The organism is Corallincola luteus (genome assembly GCF_004336975.1).
In the GTDB taxonomy this organism is placed as follows: domain Bacteria; phylum Pseudomonadota; class Gammaproteobacteria; order Enterobacterales; family Neiellaceae; genus Corallincola; species Corallincola holothuriorum.
The window spans coordinates 1-25,003 of the sequence record NZ_SJXE01000003.1 but is presented as its reverse complement, the minus strand read 5'-3'; the positions used below and the strand labels follow the sequence as shown (position 1 = coordinate 25,003).

General features: G+C 50.6%; 15 protein-coding genes and 2 pseudogenes. 7 read left to right on the top strand and 10 right to left on the bottom strand.

Annotated features, from left to right (window positions below):
* Positions 1 to 279 precede the first annotated feature (279 nt).
* The gene (locus EZV61_RS08170) at positions 280 to 2,325 is read left to right on the top strand and encodes a CotH kinase family protein (RefSeq protein ID WP_131414951.1); all 2,046 of its coding nucleotides are present in this window, start codon (positions 280 to 282) and stop codon (positions 2,323 to 2,325) included.
* Between the two features lie 152 nt (positions 2,326 to 2,477).
* Here the strand turns inward: EZV61_RS08170 and EZV61_RS08165 are convergent, their stop codons facing one another.
* Positions 2,478 to 3,725 (bottom strand): ABC transporter permease, encoded by a 1,248-nt coding sequence (locus EZV61_RS08165; protein ID WP_131414949.1) that lies wholly within the window; start codon positions 3,723 to 3,725, stop codon positions 2,478 to 2,480.
* On the bottom strand, positions 3,716 to 4,396 hold the full coding sequence (locus EZV61_RS08160; protein WP_131414947.1) for an ABC transporter ATP-binding protein: 681 nt from the start codon (positions 4,394 to 4,396) through the stop codon (positions 3,716 to 3,718). Before EZV61_RS08160 ends, EZV61_RS08165 begins: the two co-directional genes overlap by 10 nt.
* A 122-nt stretch (positions 4,397 to 4,518) precedes the next feature.
* Between EZV61_RS08160 and EZV61_RS08155 the strand changes: the two genes are divergently transcribed.
* Positions 4,519 to 5,184, top strand: coding sequence for a DUF3299 domain-containing protein (locus EZV61_RS08155; RefSeq protein WP_240695173.1), 666 nt, complete (start codon positions 4,519 to 4,521; stop codon positions 5,182 to 5,184).
* A gap of 25 nt (positions 5,185 to 5,209) precedes the next feature.
* Here EZV61_RS08155 and EZV61_RS08150 read toward each other — a convergent pair whose 3' ends face one another.
* The 6 genes from EZV61_RS08150 to EZV61_RS08125 form a co-directional block, all read right to left on the bottom strand.
* On the bottom strand, positions 5,210 to 5,602 hold the full coding sequence (locus tag EZV61_RS08150; protein WP_233496461.1) for a MerC domain-containing protein: 393 nt from the start codon (positions 5,600 to 5,602) through the stop codon (positions 5,210 to 5,212).
* A 29-nt stretch (positions 5,603 to 5,631) separates the two neighbouring features.
* The gene (locus EZV61_RS08145) at positions 5,632 to 6,090 is read right to left on the bottom strand and encodes a Fur family transcriptional regulator (RefSeq protein ID WP_131414943.1); all 459 of its coding nucleotides are present in this window, start codon (positions 6,088 to 6,090) and stop codon (positions 5,632 to 5,634) included.
* 21 nt (positions 6,091 to 6,111) lie between these two features.
* On the bottom strand, positions 6,112 to 6,744 hold the full coding sequence (locus EZV61_RS08140) for a ZrgA family zinc uptake protein (protein ID WP_131414941.1): 633 nt from the start codon (positions 6,742 to 6,744) through the stop codon (positions 6,112 to 6,114).
* 278 nt (positions 6,745 to 7,022) lie between these two features.
* A complete protein-coding gene (gene ssb / locus EZV61_RS08135) occupies positions 7,023 to 7,637 on the bottom strand; it encodes a single-stranded DNA-binding protein (protein WP_114338096.1) in 615 nt (204 codons plus the stop codon).
* Positions 7,638 to 7,675: 38 nt separating this feature from the next.
* On the bottom strand, positions 7,676 to 9,040 hold the full coding sequence (locus tag EZV61_RS08130; RefSeq protein WP_131414939.1) for an MFS transporter: 1,365 nt from the start codon (positions 9,038 to 9,040) through the stop codon (positions 7,676 to 7,678).
* Between the two features lie 137 nt (positions 9,041 to 9,177).
* Positions 9,178 to 11,055 carry an alpha-amylase C-terminal beta-sheet domain-containing protein gene (locus EZV61_RS08125; RefSeq protein ID WP_131414937.1) on the bottom strand — a complete coding sequence of 626 codons (1,878 nt, stop codon included), beginning with the start codon at positions 11,053 to 11,055 and terminating at the stop codon, positions 9,178 to 9,180.
* 299 nt (positions 11,056 to 11,354) lie between these two features.
* Here EZV61_RS08125 and uvrA point away from each other — a divergent pair, with 299 nt between their 5' ends.
* On the top strand, positions 11,355 to 14,174 hold the full coding sequence (gene uvrA / locus EZV61_RS08120; RefSeq protein ID WP_131414935.1) for an excinuclease ABC subunit UvrA: 2,820 nt from the start codon (positions 11,355 to 11,357) through the stop codon (positions 14,172 to 14,174).
* Positions 14,175 to 14,246: 72 nt separating this feature from the next.
* Here the strand turns inward: uvrA and EZV61_RS08115 are convergent, their stop codons facing one another.
* Together EZV61_RS08115 and EZV61_RS08110 are read right to left on the bottom strand one after the other, a co-directional pair.
* Complete coding sequence (locus EZV61_RS08115; RefSeq protein WP_130567165.1) at positions 14,247 to 14,558, bottom strand: hypothetical protein; 312 nt, start codon at positions 14,556 to 14,558, stop codon at positions 14,247 to 14,249.
* Positions 14,559 to 14,815: 257 nt separating this feature from the next.
* Positions 14,816 to 15,367 carry a lipid-binding SYLF domain-containing protein gene (locus tag EZV61_RS08110; protein WP_131414933.1) on the bottom strand — a complete coding sequence of 184 codons (552 nt, stop codon included), beginning with the start codon at positions 15,365 to 15,367 and terminating at the stop codon, positions 14,816 to 14,818.
* 258 nt (positions 15,368 to 15,625) lie between these two features.
* On the opposite strand from EZV61_RS08110, the gene ptsP (EZV61_RS08105) reads away from it, so the two are divergent.
* From ptsP (EZV61_RS08105) to ptsG (EZV61_RS08090), 4 genes and pseudogenes are all read left to right on the top strand, one after another.
* Positions 15,626 to 18,196 carry a phosphoenolpyruvate--protein phosphotransferase gene (gene ptsP / locus EZV61_RS08105; protein WP_131414931.1) on the top strand — a complete coding sequence of 857 codons (2,571 nt, stop codon included), beginning with the start codon at positions 15,626 to 15,628 and terminating at the stop codon, positions 18,194 to 18,196.
* Between the two features lie 79 nt (positions 18,197 to 18,275).
* Positions 18,276 to 19,688 (top strand): annotated as a pseudogene (gene ptsG, locus EZV61_RS08100) (PTS glucose transporter subunit IIBC); the annotation flags it as partial.
* A gap of 556 nt (positions 19,689 to 20,244) precedes the next feature.
* Complete coding sequence (gene ptsP, locus EZV61_RS08095; RefSeq protein ID WP_114338089.1) at positions 20,245 to 22,779, top strand: phosphoenolpyruvate--protein phosphotransferase; 2,535 nt, start codon at positions 20,245 to 20,247, stop codon at positions 22,777 to 22,779.
* A 35-nt stretch (positions 22,780 to 22,814) separates the two neighbouring features.
* Positions 22,815 to 24,251: pseudogene (ptsG, locus tag EZV61_RS08090) on the top strand (PTS glucose transporter subunit IIBC); the annotation flags it as partial.
* Positions 24,252 to 25,003 lie beyond the last annotated feature (752 nt).

Here is a 25,003-nt window from a genome sequence, read left to right as displayed (position 1 = left end):
GCCCCTACGTCGGCCATTCTTTCATCTGACAAGTGTTACTCACTCTGCTCAGGCCTGTTGCTAATCCAAAAGCTGTCTCTGCATGCGATAAGGTGGCCATGAGTCGACGGTTCACGGCCACGTAGAAGTCACAACAATCTTGAGTAAGTCACAGTCGCTGAACCACAACTACTGTATGTTCAATAGCATAGGAAATAGATAGATGCCTTTGTCTCTTTCTACCTAACTCGGCACACCAACAAGCAAAAATAACGACTTATTCCGACATTTGGATAGACGATGTATTTCAATACTTTAAAGGGAACTGCCCTGCTCTTTGGCTTGCTCCTAAGCTTTACTAGCCAGGCACTGAATGACACTAGCTACTTAAACGACGCGGATCATCAATTCTGGTTTGAGCTAAATGATCTACCCACGGTCAAATTACACTTCACTGAAGAACAGTGGCGTCTGCTATTAACCTCGACCAGCAGCGACCGCGAGGAGGTCAACGGTGATCTGACCTATGTAAAGGATGGCATTGAATACCCGCTAAATAACCTGGGGATTAAGGTCAGCGGCAACACCAGCTTTGTCTTACCTGAAGACCACAACGGGAACTATGTACAAGCTAATTTCACCCTTGATTTTGATGAGTTTGTCGATGACCAGACCTTACGAGGCATCACCAAACTCAAGCTAAAACGGTTCAAGGATGACTCAAGCTATGTGCGCGAACCACTATCTAACCAGATCATGCACAACTTCGGTGTCTGGACAGCACACTCTTCGACTTACGCCCGCTTGGTGATCAGCGTTGGCGACCGAGCTGACGCCTATTTTGGCATCTACCGGATGAATGAAAGCGTCAACCGTAAGGAGTATTTGGATAAACGCTTTGGGCCAGACAACGACGGCGGCTTTCTATGGCAGGGAAATCATAAATCCTGGGGTAAGGCACACTTTTCCAAGATCAACGCACAATGGGGCGGCGTAGGTGACTTTGAACAGGCCAGCTTTGAATATAAAGGTAAAGGCTCAAAATACCTTGAAGGGCATGCCCAACTGGTTAACTTAGCAGAGAACTTTACCAACCTGCAAGGCGAAGAGTTTGAGGCCTATGTTGCACAACACATCAATATCCCCCTACTCCTAAAAGGATTAGCCAGTGAGGCGGTACTCGGCCATTGGGATGGTTTTTGGGGAAATGGTAATAACTATTTTATCTATATTGATGAAAGTGAAGTGATGCATTTTGTCCCCTATGACACAGATAACACCCTGGGAACATCGTTGCTGGTCAGTGATTCAGGTGAGCGCGATCCCTTGGTATTCGCACCGCCTGCCGATGCGCCATTACTGGTGCGTAAGATCCTCGCCATTGACCGCTACATGGACGAGTATAAGACCTATATTGAAGCACTGGTGACGGATAGCGGGCTGATGGTAGAGGGTGACTCGGTGCAATGGATAGCGACTGTTCACCAGCTTATCGAAGCCGATGTTGCAAACGCCACTGGCAACAATCAGATCATCGCCGACCGACCCGCCTACTGGGGAAACCAAAGCAACTATCGAATCTATGAGACCAACTCAGGAAAGAACTGGTATTCAACCCGCCGCACCGCGGTGTTAAATGCCTTAGATGGCTCTAATCACGCCTACCCAACCGTGTATTACCGTGGCGTCACCAACGATTGGGGCGCGAGCCTGATGACTCAGGTATCAGCAGATGTTTGGCGTATCACGGTTAATAGCGACGAGGCGACCAATGCCTCCGGAGATCCGCGGTTTAAATTCGATATCTACGCCGACTGGAGCCACAACTACGGTGACAACGATGCCGACGGAATGGTTGAGGAGGGGGGCAATTCAATCCACTTCGGCGATGGTTTTGGTGAGTATCAGATCACTTTCTTTGCTGCCGACGGGCGCTACGAAGTGGTGAAAGCGGTCACCCCACCTCCAGTCGTTCTGCAGCCGCCAGTGGCTGACGCTGGCGACGATATTCAGATAGAAGAGGGAGAGTATGCTTATTTTGATGGTGCAGGCTCCGCAGATGCAGATGGGCAGATCTTGAGTTACCAATGGTCTAACGACATGGTCGGCGTCAACCCGTCTCAGCTCTACGCCAACGCTGGAACCTACACCGTGACCTTAACGGTAACGGATAATGATGCCCTGAGTGCAACCGACAGTGTGGTCGTTACCGTCACAGCAAAAGCCGAAGAGGAAAACGAAGGTGAACTAGAGGAGACCGCCTCAGGCGGCGGAGGCGCAATTGGGTTCGGCCTGCTACTCCTGATGGCTGCGGGCGTTCGACTAAGAAGCCACTGCAATAGTTAAGTTTGCAGAGGTCGGTTCCAGCAAGCAATCGAAGCAAAAAGCCAGCGCCTAATTGCGCTGGCTTGAGCATAAACCATCAATCTGTTTTCCGGTGACACGGTGGCGTAACTAAACAACAGGCTCAGCAACGAATCACGCATCGTCAAACGGATTCATTGCCCCGCAGATTTGATCCCCCTGTGATAGGCGGATACCGCCGGTATGGTGCTGACCAGCACTGTTGCTGCAATGACAGCTGCCATCATCGTCAATGACGACTGAGAGATAAAGTTGGCACTGATATGCAGGCTATACTCAGTGCTCAGGTAACCGTTCAGCACCAGCAACGACGCACTGAGTACGCCCCCCGCCAGTGCCATAGACAGCAAAACGATAATCAGCGCCTCTACTTGTATCAGCCGGAACAGGAACCAGGGCGACGCACCGATCAAGCGCATCACCTGGATCTCTCTTTGCCGCTCGCGAATAGAGGCGAGCATCATGGCACTTAAGCCCAACAGTGAAGCGACGAGGATCAGCACGGAGATAAGACGCAGTGTATTTTCCATCACCGCCATCATCTGCCATAACTCGCTTAACGCCACACCGGGCAGAATCGCTGTCAGCGCCTCACCACGATACTGATTAATCGCACGTTGCACCCGGAACGTAGATATCTTCGAATTTAACCCCACCATCATCGCAGTAATGCTTTGCGGCACCAGCTGGTTGGGATCGATAAGCGGAGCAGGAGACGCGGTAACCGGCAACTTCACCCCTTGCTGCCAATTGATATGAATCGCTTCAATGCCCGCCAAGCTCACATGCAGTGCTTGATCAACCGGTGTACCTGTTGGTGCTAGGATGCCAACCACGGTAAACGGTTTATCGTCATGACTACTGAACTGGGTGCTCACGAGGCCATGGGATAAAATCAAGCTGTCGCCCAGTTGATAACTCAGCTTACGCGCGACATCTGCCCCCAACACCACATCGAACAGGTCGCTGAATGCATCGCCCGCTGAAAAGCTCAAGCTTTGCTGCTGGCCATACCGAAAATGCGTAAAGTAATCCGTTGTCGTTCCCATCACCCGATAGCCCTTATGGGAATCCCCCAGAGAGATCGGTATCGTCCAGGCGATATCAGGCAGCTCAGTGATCTTCTGATAGGTCGACCAACCAATATTATTGGTCGCGTTCCCCATCCGAAAGACCGAATAGAGCAACAGATTAGTGGAGCTGGTGCGGGCACCGACGATCAGATCCACGCCGGAAACAGTCTGGCGAAAACTCTCTTTCGATTGCTGACGAATATGCTCAACCCCCAGTAGTACAAAAATACTGACGGTCAACGCCAACACAGTCAGCAGTACAGACCCCTTGCGACTATACAAGCTTTTCCAACAGAGGCTTAAAAACACGAGAGCTCCTCCGTGGCTTGATTGATATCGAATATCGATTCATGACGCACAAAATGACTGGCCAGGTCATCCTCGTGACTGACAAATATCAGGGTGGTTGGGTGCTCCGCTAGCATCGCCATCAGCAAGGTCATAAACTGATCACGATTTTTCTTGTCCAGCGCAGAGGTGGGCTCATCCATGATCAACAATGCCGGCCGATTAATCAAAGCTCTGGCAATGGCCACCCGCTGCTGTTGCCCCACGCTTAACTGCTGGCTAGCTTGATGCCACAACGACGTTGGGATCCCCAAATCATCCAGCAAAGACTCAGCGAGCTGACCGGAACCACCGTTGCTGGCGAAATATGCTGCTAAGCGCACATTCTCCAGCGCACTTAAATAAGGCACCAGATTAAACTGCTGAAACACGCAGCCGATGTGATTAGCTCGAAACTTATCCCGCTGACGCGCACTCATCTTGTCCAGTCGCTGACCACAGATCTCCAACTGCCCCTGCGTCACAGGGAAAGTACCGTTCAGAACATTGATAAGGGTGGTCTTGCCTGACCCCGATGGCCCCTGTAAAAAAACATGCTCTGCGCCATGGGCTGACCACTGTGGGATGTTAAGCACTGGCGTTTGTGCTTGTTCCGGGTAAGAAAATAATAATTCGTGAATAACAATCGACATGGACTTGTTCGCTGATCCGAGGTGTATGATTGGCCCAACCCTTTGCAGGATAGTTCCACTCTAGCCGTTATGATATAACGTCAATATTGATGCATGTTATGTTCTCTTCAACAAGGTCCACTGTGAATCTCATACAGCCTAACCGCATACTTATCCCCAACACTTTCCTGCTTGTCATATTTTGCCTCAGTTTGACATCCTGCAGCGAACCAGAGAGCGCCAGCACCACGAACCAAGCGATTGCAGGTTCTATCACTGAACCAGTACCACAAGACCAAGCAGCAGACGAAACACCTAAAACCTACCGCACCATTGAGTGGATTGAGTTAATGCCTGCCGATGACCTCGAAGCATTGCTTAACCCGCCAGAGTTTCTTGGCGAAATTGCCGATGGCTCGGATGAAGACCTGATCGATAGTAAGCTGCAACTCGACACCAGCAGTGTCGGCGATAGCCCCTATGAGCAAGCATTGGTTTCCACCCGAGTGATCGAGGCGATGAATAACCAAGCTATTCGTATTCCGGCGTTTGTCGTACCACTGGATTTTGACGATACCATGGTCACCAAAGAGTTCTTCTTAGTCCCCTTCTTCGGTGCCTGCATCCATGTGCCACCACCGCCACCAAACCAGATCATCTATGTGAAACACCCTAACGGTGTGCAACTCAGTTCACTGTACGATGTGTTCTGGTTTTCTGGGACTTTAATCGCTGAACTAAATACCAATGACACTGCGACCGCGGCATATACACTGCAAATCGACCAGATTGAGCCCTATCTGGATTGAGAGGATGAACACACATCTAGATCGTTCAGGCGTGACAGCGACCCGCTTTGCAGTATCGAAAGTTCTTAATATGGCCAATAGCGATCAGTAACGAACCACCCAAGGTCAACACTTTTTCACCCAGCTCTCCAAGCAGGTGGTGGCCAAACAATGCAGCAAGAATGAGCGTCAATAAGCCCGCCACGCCCCAACCGAACAGATGCCAGTGGCGGTGCTTTCGACATCCCATAAACAGTGCGATCACACTGGTAGGTACAATGCCGAGTAACAATATCAGATGAAATTTTTCATCCATTAAGGCTGAGCCAGCCAGTGCGGGTAACGCCACCACTAACATGGGTAACAAAATGCAATGCACGGCACACGCCGTTGAGATCCCAATAGCCAACATGTCCATCGTCAGGGTTTTAGATTTCACCAGTTATTCCTTTCAGTTCTGTTTTTTGATTAAGCTGCCTTTTGGCATTCGGGACACACGCAATTCAGTTCAAGCTGGGGAGATGTAAGCTTGTAGCCAACATCTGCGATACTATGCTGAAGCTGGTCAATTAAGGCTATATCGACGCCAAGCTCTTTCACTTCACCGCACTGCTGGCAGATTAAAAACTGCGCTATTTGGTGGGTATGGCTGCAAGTGATATGCGCACAAGCCACATACTTATTGGCCAATTGCAGCTTATGCACCAGATGCTCTTGCTCCAGAAACTCCAGCATGCGGTAGACCGACATCACTGGAATGGTTTGCCCCTCTTCTTCGCGACAGATATCGGCAATCTCATAGGCGGACAATGCCTTAGTTGAATGCAGCAGTGCCGAAAGCACCAGTTTTCGCTTATTAGTCAGACGAGCGCCAGATTGCTTACATTGCTGTTCGGCCACTGCCAGAACTTTTTCAGAACGGTTCATAACTAATCCTCGGTCATCGCACTACTTGAGTGACACGCGTTGCTCGCCATTTTTAAGTGTGACAGCGCCCTGCTGACCATATGCAACCCACTGGACATTCAGGCTTTCGATGACTGGAAAAGAGGAGAACAGTAGTAGATCTACCGATCGAACGGCAGCCATTTGATCACAGCTAAACTGGTAACTGGCGGCGATATCCGCATGCCCGCCATCATCGTGTTCATGTTCATGTTCATGTTCATGTTCATGTTCATGTTCACCATGATGATGCTGAGATGCGACGTTTTGATGGTGATGGTCATGACCATCACCATTCACAGCCAGCTTGCCAATATCACTTTGGTAATCCACCAATTTGCACTGCCCGCCATCGATAAGGAGCTGCGCACTGGCATCGGCCAACATTTGTTTAGCGATTTCAACACGTTTGTCCTGGGCCTGGGTCGTGGCTTTGTGCTCAAAGCCAACCAAATTGTCTGCGGGAGATCTAAGCTCAACCAGCAACAGGTTCTGGTCAGCAATAATGTTTACTTCCGCCACCCCATGAACATGGGGTTGGCTAGCGATAGCAACAGAAAAAGCCGCAGGCAGCGCCGCCAATACTGTACCTAGGCCAAGTTCACAATAGCGAAAGCGCTTACTGTTCACGCTCATAACCCACCCAATCTCAATCGTTTACCTCAAATAGCAATGTTACAACACATCATTTAATTCGCAATTAAATTTAGCTGTGAAATAGTCATGCACCGATAGTGATAGATAATCGAAAAGAACCGCCGGACCAAATTCATCGAGTGATATAAGCCCGCTTTGCAGCGAACTTTCTTATAGCGACTGTCATCGAATCCGAAGACCACAGCCTGGTAGCTAGCCGCAAAAAAGCCCCAAACATGGGGCTTTTTCATTGTTCAGCGGTAACCGAATGGCAACCCTTAGAACGGAATATCGTCATCGAAATCCAACGGTGGCTCGCCGCCCATTGGACCCGGGGCCTGCTGTGCAGGTTGCTGCTGCGGCATACCGGCTGGTTTCTGATTGAAACCCGGTTGTGCAGGCTGCTGCGCCGGTGCGGTTTGCGGTGCGGCATGCTGCTGTGGTTGGAAACCTTGCTGTGGCTGTGCAGCGGGCTGTTGCTTAGGCTGAAAGCCTTGTTGAGGCTGGAAACCACCGGCGTTAGCCTGCGGTTGACCGGCGCCTTGACCAGCACCACGGCTGTCTAGCATCTGCATTTCGTTAGCGACAATCTCTGTCGTATAACGATCTTGGCCCTGTTGATCTTGCCACTTACGAGTCTGCAAGCGCCCTTCGATATAAACCTTAGAGCCTTTACGCAGGTACTCACCGGCGATCTCAGCTAAACGACGATACATAGCGATACGGTGCCATTCCGTCTGCTCTTTCTGCTCGCCGGTCTGTTTGTCTTTCCAGCTTTCACTGGTTGCAACGGTAAAGTTGGCTACCGCTGCGCCATTTGGCATGTAACGGACTTCCGGATCTTGTCCCAAATTTCCGACCAATATGACTTTGTTCACGCCTCTGCTGGCCATGCCATGCTCTCCACTTTTACTTTTTCAGCAATATAACACTAACTACCGGCCAGTAATGCCTTGGCTGGTGCTAATTCAAATGTCTCATCTACTTTGAGATAAGTAATTCCTTCTTCGGCGACTATCGTCACCTCTTTAACGCCGGGCAGCTCTCTTAGCTGCTCGGCCAGCGCGACTGCGCCATCATGTTTAGTGAGCAATGCAGCAACGTCTAAGGTAACACTGCGATAACGCCCCGCTTCACTCATTCCCCAAGCGAACACTGCCCAAAGCAGCACCAAACAGGCCGCTACGAGAAATACTATCTTGGGGGTAAAAAATTGCATCACCACGCCGCCAAGCAGACCACCACAAAACGCACCGAAAAACTGGCTACTGGCGTAAATGCCCATGGCACTGCCTTTGGCTCCAGCGGGAGCAAATCTTGCGATCAATGTCGGCAAAGTCGCTTCAAGATAATTAAAGCCAGTGAAAAATACCACGATCCCGGTCACCACCAGCAAGTTTTCCGGCGCAAATGCGAACCCCATCAGGCTGACAAACAGCAGTAGCTGTGATGCTCTGACGCCACCGCGGCTGTTTCTTTTTTTCGCCGAAATGATCAACATAGGGATCATCAATACAAACGACAGTAATAAGGTTGGTAAATAGATATGCCAATGCTGCTCTGGTTGATAGCCCACCCGCACCAACTCTCCCGGCAAGGCAACAAACATGGCGGTCATCAAAAGATGTAGCGAGAAAATGCCCATATTCAGGCGGCTTAACTGTGGATCAGCAATGAGCGCTTTCAGCCTTGATGGAATAGGTACCACATCCCCCTTGGGGGCGAAAGAGATGGCATTTGGCACGGTGAAACGCGTTAACAAAAAAGCCACCACAGCCAGTCCTGCGGTCACCCAAAACAAGCCTGATAGATGCAGTTGTGCAGCCAAGATCGGCCCAGCTACTAAGGCAACAGCAAACGCAATGCCGATAAACATGCCGATCAGCGCCATCACCTTGGGTCGCTGCTCATCACGGGTTAAGTCGGCAGCCAATGCCATCACCACGCTGGAGATAGCGCCCATCCCCTGCAATGCCCGTCCGACTGTCACGCCATAAACGCTGTCACTCAAAGCCGCGACAACACTACCAACCACAAACAGCAGCAGGCCGAAGTAGATCACCGGTTTGCGACCGTAACGATCAGAGGCTAGCCCCATCGGTATCTGCATAACAGCTTGCGTCAGACCATAGGCACCAATCGCCAAACCGACCCAAAGCGGGCTATAACCAGCCAGCTCTGCACCATAAAGCGCAAACACAGGCATGATCATAAACAATCCCAGCATGCGAATAGCAAAGATGGTCGCTAGCGAATACGCCGCTTTAGTTTCTAATGATGAAAGTCCAAACGCCATGCTTCAGGAAGTCTATCTGTTGTCACAAAAAGAGCAGCGAGTCTAACACGCTCAGCGGGCAGCTTCATCCGCTCACTTTAACGAAATAAAAAAAGGCGCCCGTAGGCGCCAATCAACAAGGGATGGCTAGTCCAGACTTAAAAATTGTGAATACTTACCGGCTCACTCACACCCCGCTTGAATACGTTAACTTTGCCGCATTCAGCGAAATGGTTACCGGAAACATAAGGGGCACCAGCTTGGCTAACGTCCGCTTCCCAAGCAGGGCCGTTACTGATGAAGGTTTTCAACTCAAACCAAGTACCATCAACGGCCTTACTGCAATCCATATCGACATCCAGCATCCAGTAGTGAGCGCCGTAAGCATTAAGCGGCTCTTCACCAAAACCATCAACGGCAACCGTCTTCACTGCGCCCCAATCTGCAGGCCAAGTGTTCGTTGTCCAATCAGCAGCTGACCCTTCGGCTGTACCACTTTGTGACGCTTCAGGTCCGTACCAATCTAGATAGTTGTCGTTTGCTTTCCACGGTGCAGTGGTTGCATTACGCAGGTTGTTGTGACGGATTGGCATTGCACATTCAAAGTTTGTCGCGGTGCAGCTACGTCCTAAGTTGGCGGCCGCATAATCATGGTCAATACCACCACGGATAAACATATCCTGACCAGATTCAGTAAGACCCTCGATCAAAATAACGGTGCGTTTCCAGTCACCTGGAAGCTCAGATTTGGTCCAGATAGCCCAATCGGTACCCGCTTCAGCCACTGTCCAGTTGCTGCCCGCAGGGCTCCAGCTACCATTACCCATCTTCATTGCCACGGTGTCGCCGATATAAGCGGCATACAGGCCTTGCTCAGCACGATCAATGGTAACGGAAGAATCAGAGTGCAGGCCTTCGGCTTTACGCAGCGCCATCAGCGCCTTGATATCATCGCCTAAGCCCCAGTCAAAGTAATGCGCCCAGTAGATGGAAGGCACACCCGGATGAGTCAAGATATAAGCATAAGCCTGCATCACCTTGTCACACGGTACTGGCCAATGACTTTGGCCATTGCCACACATCTCACTTGGACCTGTGTCATGGTTATCTACGAAGGTGACTGAACGACTAGGCCAAGCACCAATGGTACCTTGAGGCTTGCCGTTACCATCACGCAGATGAGAGAAGTTGTAGGTTTCTAGAACCTTATTCAGGATCCCTTTAGTGGTGAAATCAAAAACAGCGCTGTTGCCGTTTGTTGAGTCAACCCAATCGAGCTGTAATTGACGATGCTGATCTGGGTACTCACCACCAAAGAAGCAGTCTTCGCCGTTGTAACAAAGTGATGTCCAGTACTCTCCGACGCTGAAGTAAGGAGATGTGGCTTCGTTGTATTCGCCGTTATAACCGCCCCAATAGCCTTTAACATAGTCATAGCGCCAGCCATCGAAACCAACACCTTTCAATACGTCGTTCATCCAAGTTTTCAAACTTTGACGCACATACCATTGGCTATGGTCGAGATCACGAGCAGCCGCATAGCCACCACCGGAATCTGCAGCTCCGCGAGTACCGGAACAATCCGAACCGGTCGCATCCCATGCTTCATCATCAGACGTAATCGCATCGTTACCCCAATCTGGATTAACAAAGTTACACCAGCTTCCAGTACCGTTACGGTGATTGATAACGATATCAGCAATTGCTTTGATATTTTTACCATGCAGAGCGGTAATCAGATCCCGCAGATCTTGTTCTGTACCATAGTTAGAGTTCAGGTTGTTATATTGCTCTGGCAGGTAACCTTCCAGAGAGCCAGCCTGTGAAGCGGGCGGTAACCACACCATGTCAAAGCCAGCGCTGGCGAGTTCATTTGCCTGGTGTCCGACCTGCTGATACCAATCACCAGCACTGGCTGAATGCCAGTGAAAACCTTGGATCATGATGTCATCGTTATTTTCTGATACTGCAGCCAAAGTGGGGGTTGCCACAGCCATTGCCACCGCGAGCGGAAGCATGCGCCTGATCAAGTTCATTATCGGATTCCTGTTGTAGGGTAGAGGTACATTTTTTTCTAATAAAGCTTATTATTGTTATCGCTATCAAACGATGTAAATATGTTGCTCACAACGCTGAGAAAGCGAACACATAATGCTTGGTTATTGAGCAAAAAACAGCGATACCGGTCACACAACAACCAAAGAGAGTCAATTTATTGACGCTTCGTTAATTTATTGACACTCTTTCAATCTGCGCCACCATCATTTGAAGCAGGTAAGTTAGCTAAAAATGTGAGATGCTACGCGTTTCCCTTTTGGCAGCTGAATAGTGCTTTATGAACGAAATTGAGATCCGTGGCGCACGCACCCACAACTTAAAAAACATCAGCCTGACCCTGCCTCGAGACAAGCTCATTGTGATCACCGGGCTTTCTGGCTCAGGTAAGTCCTCACTCGCTTTTGACACCTTGTACGCCGAAGGACAAAGACGCTATGTCGAATCCCTATCGGCATATGCGCGTCAATTTCTCTCACTGATGGAAAAGCCCGATGTCGATGCCATCGAGGGCTTGTCTCCAGCGATCTCCATCGAACAGAAATCGACATCCCATAATCCCCGCTCAACGGTCGGCACGATCACCGAAATATACGACTATCTGCGCTTATTATTTGCCCGTGTTGGTGAGCCTCGCTGCCCAACCCACCACGCCCCACTGGCAGCACAAACGATCAGCCAGATGGTTGATCATGTGTTGGCGCAACCTGAAGGGAGTAAGTTGATGCTGCTGGCTCCTGTGGTGCAGGAACGTAAAGGGGAACATACCAAGGTGCTTGAAGGGCTTTCCGCCCAAGGCTTTATCCGTGCTCGTATCGATGGTGAGATCTGTGATCTCAGTGATCCACCGGCATTAGAACTACAAAAGAAGCACACCATCGAAGTTGTAGTTGATCGTTTTAAAGTCAGAGAGGATCTGCAACTTCGCCTAGCGGAATCCTTTGAAACGGCGCTGGGTCTGTCCAATGGCAATGCCAAAGTCGCCTGGATGGATGAAGCGGAAAAACCAGAACTGATATTTTCCGCTAACTTCGCCTGCCCACACTGCGGTTATTCCATCGCCGAACTTGAGCCAAGGCTATTCAGCTTCAATAATCCGGCCGGCGCTTGCCCGACCTGTGATGGTTTAGGCACCCAGCAGTTTTTCGATCCAGACCGGATCGTTACCAACCCGGAACTGACTCTCGCTGGCGGTGCTATTCGCGGCTGGGATAAACGCAATTTTTACTACTACCAGATGCTGGGCTCGCTGGCGGAACATTTTGGCTTTGAGCTGGATATCCCCTTTGCTGAACTAACAGATAAAGCCAAAGAGCTGCTGCTGAATGGCAGTGGCAAACAGGAGATTGAGTTTAAATACCTAAATGACCGTGGCGATATCGTGATTCGCCGCCACCCGTTTGAAGGTATTGCTAACAACTTTGCCCGTCGCTACCGGGAAACCGAATCAAGCTCAGTGCGGGAAGAGCTGGCGAAGTACATCAGCCATAAGCCTTGCCGCAGTTGCAGTGGTACACGTCTACGCCAGGAAGCCAGAAACGTATTTGTCTCTGACACCACCCTGCCCCAAGTCGTGGAGCGCTCTATTGGCGATTGTCTGAGCTTCTTCGAACAGCTGGAACTATTTGGGCAGAAGGAGAAGATCGGTGAAAAGATCCTCAAGGAGATCAAAGACCGTCTGACCTTCTTGGTGAATGTTGGTCTTAACTACCTGACACTATCCCGTTCTGCCGAAACCCTGTCGGGCGGGGAAGCCCAGCGCATCAGGCTGGCCAGCCAGATCGGCGCGGGCCTTGTTGGCGTAATGTATGTGCTAGATGAGCCCTCCATCGGCCTGCACCAACGCGACAACGAGCGTTTACTGAAAACGCTGAATCACCTTCGCGATCTTGGTAACACAGTGATCGTCGTGGAACATGATGAAGATGCGATCCGCAGTGCTGATTACGTAGTAGATATCGGCCCTGGTGCAGGCGTGCATGGCGGCGAGATCATTGCCGAGGGTAGTGTCGACGACATCATGGCTAGCGATGCTTCTCTCACCGGAAAATACCTTTCTGGCGCGGTGAAAATTGAGGTTCCAGAAAAACGCACACCCGCTTCAGATCAGTGGCTAACACTCAAAGGCGCCACAGGTAACAATTTACAAGATGTCGAACTGACATTGCCAATAGGTCTAATGACCTGCGTCACCGGCGTATCCGGCTCCGGCAAATCAACCTTAATAAACGATACCCTGTTTCGTATTGCCCATCGCGAACTCAATGGTGCGACCACCGGAGAGCCGGCGCCTTATACCGACATTGAAGGGATGGATCTGCTAGACAAAGTGGTCGATATAGACCAAAGCCCAATTGGCAGGACACCCCGGTCAAATCCAGCAACTTACACCGGGATTTTCACTCCCATTCGCGAACTGTTTGCTGCCACGCAGGAATCCCGCTCTCGCGGCTATAAGCCAGGGCGTTTTAGTTTTAACGTCAAAGGGGGGCGCTGTGAAGCATGTCAGGGCGACGGTGTTATTAAGGTAGAGATGCACTTCCTGCCCGACGTTTATGTGCCCTGTGATGTCTGTAAAGGCAAACGTTACAACCGCGAAACATTAGAGGTGCGCTACAAAGGCAAAACCATTGATGAAGTACTGCAGATGACAGTGGAAGATGCGCGGGTTTACTTCGATCCGGTACCCGCTATCGCTCGCAAACTGCAAACCTTGATCGATGTCGGCCTCTCCTACATTCGCCTCGGCCAGTCCGCAACCACCTTGTCTGGCGGCGAAGCGCAACGGGTAAAGCTGGCAAAAGAGTTGTCCAAACGGGACACAGGGAAAACTTTATACATTCTCGATGAACCGACCACCGGCCTGCACTTCCATGATATTCAGCACCTTTTGGATGTGTTACATCGGCTGCGAGATCACGGCAATACCGTTGTGATCATTGAGCACAACTTGGATGTGGTGAAAACTGCAGACTGGGTAGTCGATTTAGGGCCTGAGGGTGGCTCAGGTGGTGGCCAGATAATCGCCAGCGGGACGCCAGAAGAGGTCAGCCAAAGTAAGATCTCCCACACTGCGCGCTTTTTGCGATCTATGTTGTAAGCCGCTCGGAACAATCAGCTTTAATACCATAGAAAATGGCCGATATCACTCGGCCATTTTTCAATCTAATGCTTACTCTTTACTCGGGTCGTGCTTTAATCCTTCACTCGGCAGTGTCGTACTAAGTGGCTCACCGATCCCTGAAATGGGAGGCGTAAACTGGCTATTCAACATATGTGCAAGATGCTTCAGATGGCCTCTGACATGCTCGTCGACGAGCATTTTGTCGGTAAAGGCGACGTTCTCTAGCGCACTGGCTAAGCGCTTTGCACTATCAGGTGCTAACTCCTTTAGCTGATTGGCCATCAACTGCTGTGCCACTTCAATCGCAGTTAATCGCTTGTGAACCGCGTTCAACTCATGCTGCAAGTCGAGATCGCTCATTGAATACTCCCCTATCACTTAAATTGGCAAACGCGGCCGAATGAACTTCGATAGTACCTAAAGGTATTAGCTAAAAACCGTTAGGCTACAGGCAATTTTGGACAAAAAAAGATTCTGATAACCTCTGTAGAGTACTGTGTTAGCAATCACCACCGCAACCAGATAACGTGCCAGGGCGACACAGAAGAAGAGAGCGCAAGCATAGAAGCGAGCATGAGCGAAGTAGCTTTTAGCCACTTCGCCCGCAATTGAAGGGACTAATTCAGATCGTCATCCAGCCAATACTTGGTGCCACGAACCGTCGCTTGCAATACCAAGCCACTCTCGGTCATCTGATAAATCTCAATATCACTGACCACCGCCTGCCCGCTTGCCGTACCACCATCATCACCGGCTTTCGCGGACGCATCCGCCTCACCACCAAACTCCCAACCGCTATTAACAAATTTATCCATCACTTCCGCCGTTCTAAAAATAAAAACAGCACGAAAATCTTTCACCCCCAGGCCGAGACCGATGCCGCCTGTCCCCATCTTCATATAGGTATTTTTGCCAGTATTATTGTTATGCACCACGCCATAACCGCCCCCCACAGCAGCGATTAGCAAGTTAACATCGGCATTCTTGAATACCGCATAGCCAGGAGCCGTTTGCACTTTAGTTTTCGCTTCCGGCTTTTCCTTATAAAGTTGGGCCAATGCTTTATCATGCATGGCCATCACTTCCGCGCGTTCGTCAGCCACCGAGTCGGCCCATACCGCAGGCATAAAACCAATCAGCAAACACAATGCAAACCAAATTTTCTTCATGAAATCACCGTTCAAACAAAGAGTTAGACTATTTTATTAAACTAGTCCGTTAATCCCTCTTTGCCAAGTCATAAGGTCAAATTTTGCGCAGCAAAACAGGAAACATAACGCTGCCAGCGTGTGCAATGTAACTTAGTGTAACGGCAGCGTAACCGACTGTTATTTAGTGTTTTCCCATTCCCCAAAAGTGATCTTGCGCAATTTATTTAAAGCGCATCACCATAGAATCGTCGCCAATTTCATTCGTCAGGAATCGTCATGGCCATCGCTCAACACGCTCAGATCCAACGCCAGACATCATCTCAGTCTGTTATTTTGCAAGCGCCTCTCAAAGGCATGATATACGACTTATCCGAAGTACCCGATCCTGTATTTGCACAAAAGATGGTCGGTGACGGTATCTCCATCGACCCAACTAGCGACACGCTATGTGCCCCATGTGCTGGCGAAGTTATTCAACTTCACCCCTCTCACCATGCCATCACAATACGTACCGCCGAGGGTATCGAAATATTGATGCACATAGGGTTAGATACCGTGATGCTGCGCGGTGAAGGATTTACTCCCCACGTCAGCGAAGGCGACAAAGTGTCTACCGGACAACCTTTGATCCACTTCTGCGCTGACCAAGTCGCTCTCAATGCCCGCAGCTTGATGACAGAGATAATCATTACCAACGGTGAGTTAGTAGAAAAGCAGATCCCCGCTAGCGGCCGCGTGGATGGCCCCAAAGACACTTTGCTAGAGCTGGTACTGAAACAAGTTGACGAGCAAGCAGCCAAAACTAGCCAGCCAAACTATCCACTGCTTAGCAGCCAACCAGTGTTGATCCCCAACCCAACAGGTTTACATGCCCGTCCATCGGCAACGCTGGCAAAACTAGCCAAGGAAAGTGGCTGTGATCTATTCCTCGAATGTAACGACAGTCAGGTTAACGCCAAAAGTGTTGTTGCCCTGATGGGACTCAACGTGCCTTTCGGTGCCTCTGTGATTTTGCATGCCGCAGGTGCCAACGCCGAAGCGACTCTGCAGCAGATAACGCAAGCGATCCGCGAAGGTCTCGGTGAAGATGTGCAACAATCACAAAACGAGGAAGTCGCGGAGCCAGAAGAAACCTCTTTGCTACTACCCAAGCAACAACAAGACGATCTGCTGGAAGGGGTCGCGGCATCACCAGGCTTAGCCATTGGTGAGATATTTGTTATCCAGCCCGAACGCTTTGACATCAAAGAAACCACAAATAATTCAGCCGATGAAGCTGACCAGTTAAATCAAGCGATCAGTACCGCCACGCAACAACTAGCGACGTTGGCACAAACCTGGATCGATAAAGGTGATGCTGAGCGTGCCAAGATCTTTCAAGCGCACCAAGAGTTGCTCAGCGATCCCACCTTGTTGGAAGCGGCTGAGGTCACTATTACTGCAGGTAAATCGGCTGCATTCGCCTGGCAACATACTATCGAACAGCAAGCGCTCGTTTTCAGCCAAATGGACAATCAACTGCTAAGAGAGCGTGCCACTGATCTGCGGGATGTAGGAAATCGCGTACTCCGCATTATGCTCAATATGCCAGCGCAAGGGCCTGAATTACCGAACAACAGCATTCTGATTGCCGACGACTTAACGCCATCCGACACTGCTAATCTGGACAAAGAAAAAGTAGTGGGTTTCGCTACGGTACAAGGAGGCTCCTCCTCCCATGTTGCCATTATTGCTCGCGCCATGGGGCTGCCAGCTATCGCCGGTATAGACCCCAGAGCGATGCAGCAAACGAATGGCACCCAAGTTGTTTTGGACGGCCAGTCAGGGCAGCTAAAACTCAATGTCTCTGCCGCTGCGCTGAAAGAGATCACCAACCGCCAGCAAGCCGCTGACAGCCGCCGCCAGCATGCCCGCCTCAATGCCCATCAAGCGGCGATCACCTGCGACGGTCATCAACTGGAGGTGGTAGCAAATATTGGTGGCATCAAAGATGCCAGCCAGTCTGTGACCATGGGCGGTGAAGGTGTTGGCCTGCTGCGCTCAGAATTTCTCTACCTAGATCGCGTCACTGAGCCAACCGAACAAGAGCAGTATGAGATCTACCGTGATGTATTGCTGGAACTTGGCCCTGAACGCCCACTGATTGTTCGCACCCTTGATGTCGGTGGTGATAAGCCGTTGAACTACTTACCCCTGCCAAGCGAAGAGAATCCATTCTTGGGTCTGCGGGGAATTCGTATCGGTTTGGATCGCCCAACCCTATTGCGCAAGCAAGTGCGTGCCATTCTGCGGGCATCTGCCCATGGCCGCATCCGCATCATGTTCCCGATGATCGCCACGCTCAATGAGCTGAAACTAGCTAAGCAGGTGGTTGAAGAAGAGCGCATCAAGCTGGATGTCGCCCCGATAGAGATCGGCATCATGGTAGAGGTACCGTCCACCGCGGTTCTCGCTGAGCAGTTTGCCCCGGAAGTCGACTTCTTCTCTATCGGCAGTAACGACCTGAGCCAATACACCCTGGCAATGGATCGCGGTCACCCGAAACTGGCGGCGTTTGTCGATGGCCTTAATCCTGCTGTTCTCAGCTTAATTAAGATGACTGCCGATGCAGCGAAGCGCCACGGCAAATGGGCCGGTGTCTGCGGTGGTATCGCCAGCGATCCACAAGCCGTTCCGCTACTGATCGGCCTTGGCATACATGAGCTGTCAGTCAGCGTACCGGTACTGGCCGAGATCAAGTCACAGATACGTGAGTTAACACTCACTCAGTGTCAGGAGCTAGCAGCAAAAGCTTTGCAGCTAACTGACGCGAAAGAGGTTCGAGCATTGGTACCGACCGTTGATTAGCGGCGGTACAGGCTAAAACGAAGCACTAGAAAACTAAAAACATAATTAAATCTAAACACAAATAGATAGGTAACAGGCTATGAGCATTTGGAAAAACTCTTTTTCCGCCCTGCAAAAGGTCGGTAAATCGCTGATGTTACCCGTGTCCGTTCTACCGGTCGCGGGGATACTTCTCGGTGTCGGTGCAGCAAAATTCAGTTGGCTGCCCGAGATCGTTTCTCAAATCATGGAACAAGCCGGTGGTGCCGTATTTGGCAACATGGCGCTATTGTTCGCCATTGGTGTTGCATTGGGCTTTACGAAAAATGATGGTGTTGCAGCACTTGCCGCTGCGGTCGGTTATGTGATCATGACCAAAACGTTGGCCGTTGTTGCGCCAGGCACCGATGTTGGTGTTTTAGGCGGTATTATTGCAGGCGGTATTGCGGGTTGGGCATTTAACCGCTTCTACCGCATCGAGCTGCCAGCTTACCTCGGCTTTTTTGCCGGGAAACGCTCGGTACCGATCATCACAGGTTTCGCCGCAATCGGTGTCGGCTGCGTGTTGTCATTCATCTGGCCGCCTATCGGCAACCTGATTGCCAGCTTCTCTCATTGGGCGGCATATCAAAACCCAACTGTCGCCTTTGGTATCTACGGTGTGGTTGAGCGTGCTCTGATCCCATTCGGTTTGCACCATATCTGGAATGTGCCGTTCTTCTTTGAAGCAGGCCAATGTGTTAACGCTTCCGGTGAAACCATCAACGGTATCCTGAGCTGCTACAGTGCAGCGGATCCAGCCAGCCGCGCAGCGGGCAACGGCTTCGGTCAGTTAGCCGGTGGTTACATGTTCAAAATGTATGGTCTACCTGCCGCTGCTATCGCTATCTGGCACACAGCCAAGCCTGAAAACCGCGCCAAAGTGGGCGGTATCATGATCTCAGCTGCCCTGACCTCATTCCTAACGGGCATTACCGAACCAATCGAATTCGCGTTCCTATTTGTTGCACCAGTACTGTATGCGATCCACGCACTGATGGCTGGCTCTGCATTTGTTCTGACTAACGCTTTAGGTATGGTTCACGGCACCACCTTCTCTCACGGTTTGATCGACTTCATTGTGTTGTTTGCAAACTCGCAAAAGGGCTGGTTATTCCCGCTATTCGGTGTGATGTATGGTGCGCTGTACTATGTCGTGTTCCGTGTCGCTATCATCAAGCTCAACCTGAAAACGCCTGGCCGTGAAGATGAATCTGAAGCAGCTGAAGTTGCAAGCAGTGGCTCTGATCAGGCAAAACAACTGGTAATGGCCTTTGGCGGCGCTGCAAACATCACTAATCTGGATGCCTGTATCACTCGCCTTCGTGTCAGTGTGATTGATACTGCAAAGGTCGACCAAGCTAAACTTAAAGCGATGGGTGCCGCTGGTGTTGTTCAGGTAGGTGACGGTATGCAAGCTATTTTCGGTACGCAGTCTGAAAACCTGAAAACAGCGATGGACGAGTATCTTTCACAGTCAGGTTCGCTGCAGGAAGCACTTGCAGTCCCAAAGCCTGAAGCCGTTCACCGAGACGATAGTGCTGCGCCAGTCGCCACAACCGATGTCGCACCACTGGTTGCCACACTCATCGCTCAGATGGGCGGCCGTGATAACATCGAGAGCTTTCAAACCTGTGCAACCAGTCGCTTACGCTTAAAGCTAAAGGCGGCGGTGCAACCAGATGAGCAAGCACTCTCGGCAGCAGGCGTGACTGATGTAATGAAGATTAACGATACTGTATTTCATCTGTTGCTTGGTGAACTCGCATTGCCTTGTGAGGCAGAAGTTAGCCTGCAGCTCGGTCAATCTTAATAACTTAACGTGATACCTGCTTAAAGAGCCCCACTAATTGGGGCTCTTTTTTTATCCCAGCGAAGCGAGGGTAAACTCGCCAAAGGGTTACACCGGTTCGGTTACAACAATGTGACCTACACAGCCAAATTTTCTTTAACTTTCAATCATTACACCACGCAAATTGCATCCTGTGCACTATAGTTATTTTCATCTTCTTTTAATGGAGTATGAGAATATGGCCCAGCCATCTTTACAGCTTAAGGCCCCACTTTCCGGTTACATAAGATCAATCGAAGATGTGCCAGACCCCGTCTTTGCACAAAAAATGGTTGGCGATGGCATCGCCATAGACCCAACCAGTCAAGTCCTGGTGTCCCCGATTGACGGTACCATTGTTCAGATCCACCCCGCCAAACACGCTGTTACCATCCGCTCAGAGCAAGGCGTTGAAGTGTTGATGCATATTGGCTTAGACACTGTGCTGCTCAAGGGGGAAGGTTTTTTTCCTCTGGTGACAGAGGGCGAGCGAGTTACGGTTGGCCAACCCTTAGTTGACTTCGATGCGGATCAAATTGCACTCAATGCGCGTAGCCTATTAACGATTATCATTGTCACCAATGGCGAGCTCGTGCACTCCTATCAGTACGGTTCTGGCCATGTCGAAGCGGAGCAAGACACCGTACTTGAGTTATCGTTAGGGGAAACCTCGACTCAAGAGATAATAGATAAAGAAACCTACCAGCCAGTAACGAGCAGTGACATCGTTATTCCCAACCCGGCAGGTCTCCACGCCCGACCTTCCGCGACATTGGCAAACTTGGCCAAGCACTACCAGTCAGAGATCACTTTAGTTCGAGAAGGACTAACGGCCAATGCCAAGAGTGTTGTCGCTATCATGGGACTTAACGTGCAATTTGGTAGCACCATCCAGATCACTGCCAAAGGTCGTGATGGTGCCAAAGCAATCGAAGAGCTAACCGAGCAAATTCACTTGGGATTAGGTGAAGAGGTCGGTGAGCAAGTCGCTCCTTCCGCGGCCGCCGTCGCAGAGCCAGAAGAAGCCCCGTTGCTCCAAATTAAGAGTGACGAGCAGGATGTGTTAATTGGCGTCTCAGCATCCCCCGGCCTAGCTATTGGTGAAATCTATCAGATAGTCAAGCAAACCCTCAGCTTTGATGAAGATGCTAACGACAGCAACACCGAGCAGGAAACCCTGGTCAACGCTATCGAATGCAGCCGAAGCGCATTGGAAAAACTGCAAACCAAACTTAAAGCTGAAGGTGCAACCGATCGTGCCGAGATCTTCTCCGCCCATCAGGAGTTGCTGGAAGATCCGGGGATCTATCATGAAGCCAAGCGCCTAATACACACCGGAAAGTCGGCCGCGTTTGCCTGGGACTCTGCGATAAAAATGCAGAAAGCAGTGCTCACTCAGCTCGATAACGAAGTACTCGCAGCGCGAGCGAATGATCTAGAAGATGTTGGTCAACGTGTACTTCACCACATATTAGGTTATGGCGATCAAAGCTATGACTTTCCACAGAACAGCATATTAATTGCGGAAGATCTAACACCATCAGACACCGCGAATTTGGATAAAGAAAAGGTGATCGGTTTCTGCACCTCCCTTGGCGGATCCAGCTCCCATGTTGCCATTATCGCTCGGTCGATGAATCTACCAGCCATTGCAGGGATTGATAAGGCCGCCCTAGAGTTACCTGCGGGACGCTCGGTGATCCTTGATGGCGGCAAGGGCAAACTCTACACCGCGCCAACAGCGGAGAAGATCAAGCAGATAGAAGAGCAGCAAGCACAGCATGCTACCGCAAGAGCTGAGGCGCTCAGCAGCTGCATGGAGCCAGCAGTAACGACTGACGGCCACCATATGGAGATTGTTGCCAATATCGGCAGTAACGCTGATGCCATAGAGTCGATCAAGTTGGGAGGCGAAGGGGTCGGCTTACTCCGCTCTGAATTCCTTTACCTCGACCGCGTCTCCGAGCCTGATGAAGAGACCCAAACGCAGATCTACAGTGAAATAGCTGAAACCTTGGGTAAGGATAAACCACTCATTATCCGAACCCTAGATGTTGGTGGCGATAAACCCTTGGCCTATATGCCTTTGCCGGAGGAAGAGAATCCCTTCCTTGGTGAGCGCGGTATCCGCGTCGGACTTAATCGCCCCTCCATGCTAAGACGCCAGGTTAGGGCAGTTCTGCGGGCCAACGAAAAAGGCAAAGTACGGATCATGTTCCCTATGATTGCCACTCTGCCAGAGCTGCTTGCCGCGAAAGGAGTCGTCATTGAAGAAGCTGAGAAGCTTGAAATTACCGGTGTAGAGATCGGCATCATGATCGAAGTACCTGCCGCCGCAGTCATGGCAGAAATCTTCGCTGAGCATGTCGACTTCTTCTCCATCGGCACCAATGACCTGACCCAATACACTTTAGCGATGGATCGCGGTCATCCAGTATTAGCCCCCATGGTTGATGCATTAAACCCGGCGGTACTGCGCCTGATCGATATGACAGTGAAAGGGGCGAATGCCCACGGCAAATGGGTCGGTGTCTGCGGAGGGGTAGCAGGCGACCCGATCGCGGTGCCCATTTTGGTAGGACTCGGCGTAGCCGAGCTCTCAGTAAGTGTACCTGTACTCCCTGAAGTAAAAGCAAATGTACGAAAACTCAATTATGAACAATGCAAACAGTTCGCGGTTAAAGCCCTCGCTCAACCTGATGCGACTGCAGTTCGCAATTTGAGCATGGACTAACACGCGGCCAACAACTACTAGAAAAGGAACGCCCTATGAGTGTCTGGAGACATTCCTTCGCAGCATTGCAGAAGGTAGGTAAATCGTTAATGTTGCCAGTATCAGTATTACCTGTTGCTGGTATTTTATTGGGAGTCGGTGCAGCCAAATTTGGCTTCTTACCGGAGCTTCTCTCCCAAATCATGGAACAATCTGGTGGCGCGATATTTGGCAATATGGCATTGCTATTCGCTATCGGCGTCGCGCTTGGTTTCACCGAAAATGATGGTGTCGCAGCGCTCGCAGCAACGGTTGGTTATGTCATCATGATCAAAACCTTGTCCGTTGTTGCACCAGGAACGGATGTCGGGGTACTCGGTGGTATCATCGCGGGCGGGATCGCCGCGTGGGCATTTAAACACTTCTATAAGATCCAACTTCCAGCCTATTTAGGGTTCTTCGCTGGTAAACGCTCCGTCCCAATTATTACCGGCTTCAGCGCTATTATTGCGGGCGTGATCCTCTCTTTCGTCTGGCCGCCAATCGGTGACGCAATCAGTGCCTTTTCGCACTGGGCCGCAAATCAAAATCCAACTGTCGCATTTGGTATATATGGCGTCGTAGAACGTTCACTCATCCCCTTCGGCCTCCACCACATCTGGAACGTCCCCTTCTTCTTTGAAGCCGGTGAGTGTGTGAATGCATCAGGCGAAAAAGTGAATGGTGTTCTTAGTTGCTATCTCGCTGCAGACCCTGCGAGCCGAGCAGCGGGTAATGGCTTTGGCCAACTCGCTGGTGGCTATATGTTCAAGATGTATGGCTTACCTGCCGCCGCCATCGCTATATGGCACACCGCACGGCCTGAAAACCGCGCCAAAGTTGGCGGTATCATGATGTCAGCAGCGTTGACCTCTTTCCTGACGGGTATCACCGAACCAATCGAGTTTTCTTTCCTATTTGTAGCACCAGTACTTTACGGCATTCACGCGTTACTTGCTGGCTCTGCATTCGTACTGACTAATGCGATAGGAATGGTTCACGGTACCTCGTTCTCACATGGCTTAATTGACTTTATTGTGCTCTACTCCAACTCTCAAGAGGGCTGGTTGTTCCCCGTCTTTGGCTTAATGTACGCCGCCATTTACTACGTTTTATTTAGAGTCGTTATCCAAACCATGAACTTAGCCACACCGGGCCGAGAAGACGCCATGGTTGTCGATGATGACGAAGAAGAGACATCCAGTAGCGGAGATCCAGCAGCAGATAAAACCCTCGCACTTATCGCGGCATTTGGCGGTAAAGACAACATCTCCAGCCTTGATGCCTGTATCACTCGGCTACGTGTGGGCGTTAAGGATATCGCCCAGGTTAATCAAGACAAATTAAAGTCGATGGGCGCGGCTGGCGTCGTGGTTGTTGGGAATGGGATCCAAGCGATTTTTGGCACCCAATCTGAAAACCTAAAAACCGACATGGATGAGGCGATTCGCTCGGGAAAGGCTGATGGCGTTGCACCCACAACTACGGCCCAGGTGCAGGCGCCAGTGGAATCTTCCACATCGGTATCATCGACGGCCGTAGATATTAGCGATGACGTTAAGCAACATATAGATATCATTTGCGAGGCGATGGGAGGCGCGGCAAACGTTGCCGATGTGATCGCCTGCGCAACCAGCAGATTAAGGATATCTATTAAGCAACCCGTTGATGTCGAGCTAGCCCAGCTTGAAGGCGCTGGTGTGAAGGACTTCATGCGGATTAACGACAACCTTTACCACTTACTGGTTCAGGATAATCCGACAGCTCACGAAGCTGAACTCAGAAGTCGTATTAAATAGAGCGCCTTAATAAACCAGCAAAGCCCATCCAAGTGATGGGCTTTTTATTGCCTGAAGTCGCCAGCATGGGAAATACCCCTTTCATGTAGTCTGCTTATTTTACTAGTTGACTGGCAGCGAAGTAGGCCGGAGATAGTCAGCTAAAAATTGCTTAACTATTTATCAGTATCCAGGCCTGATTGACGACTCTTTCAGCTTGATGACAACACTATAGGCTGCCGACACTAGGCGCGCTGAAAACAAAAAAGCCCTTCGCCCAAGCGAGGGGCTTTTTTGTTTTCAACGGCCTTAAACGCAAAAAGGCTACCCTATCGGGTAGCCTCTTCACTGTATTAGGTGTCTGGCGGTGACCTACTCTCACATGGGGAAGCCCCACACTACCATCGGCGCAATTGCGTTTCACTGCT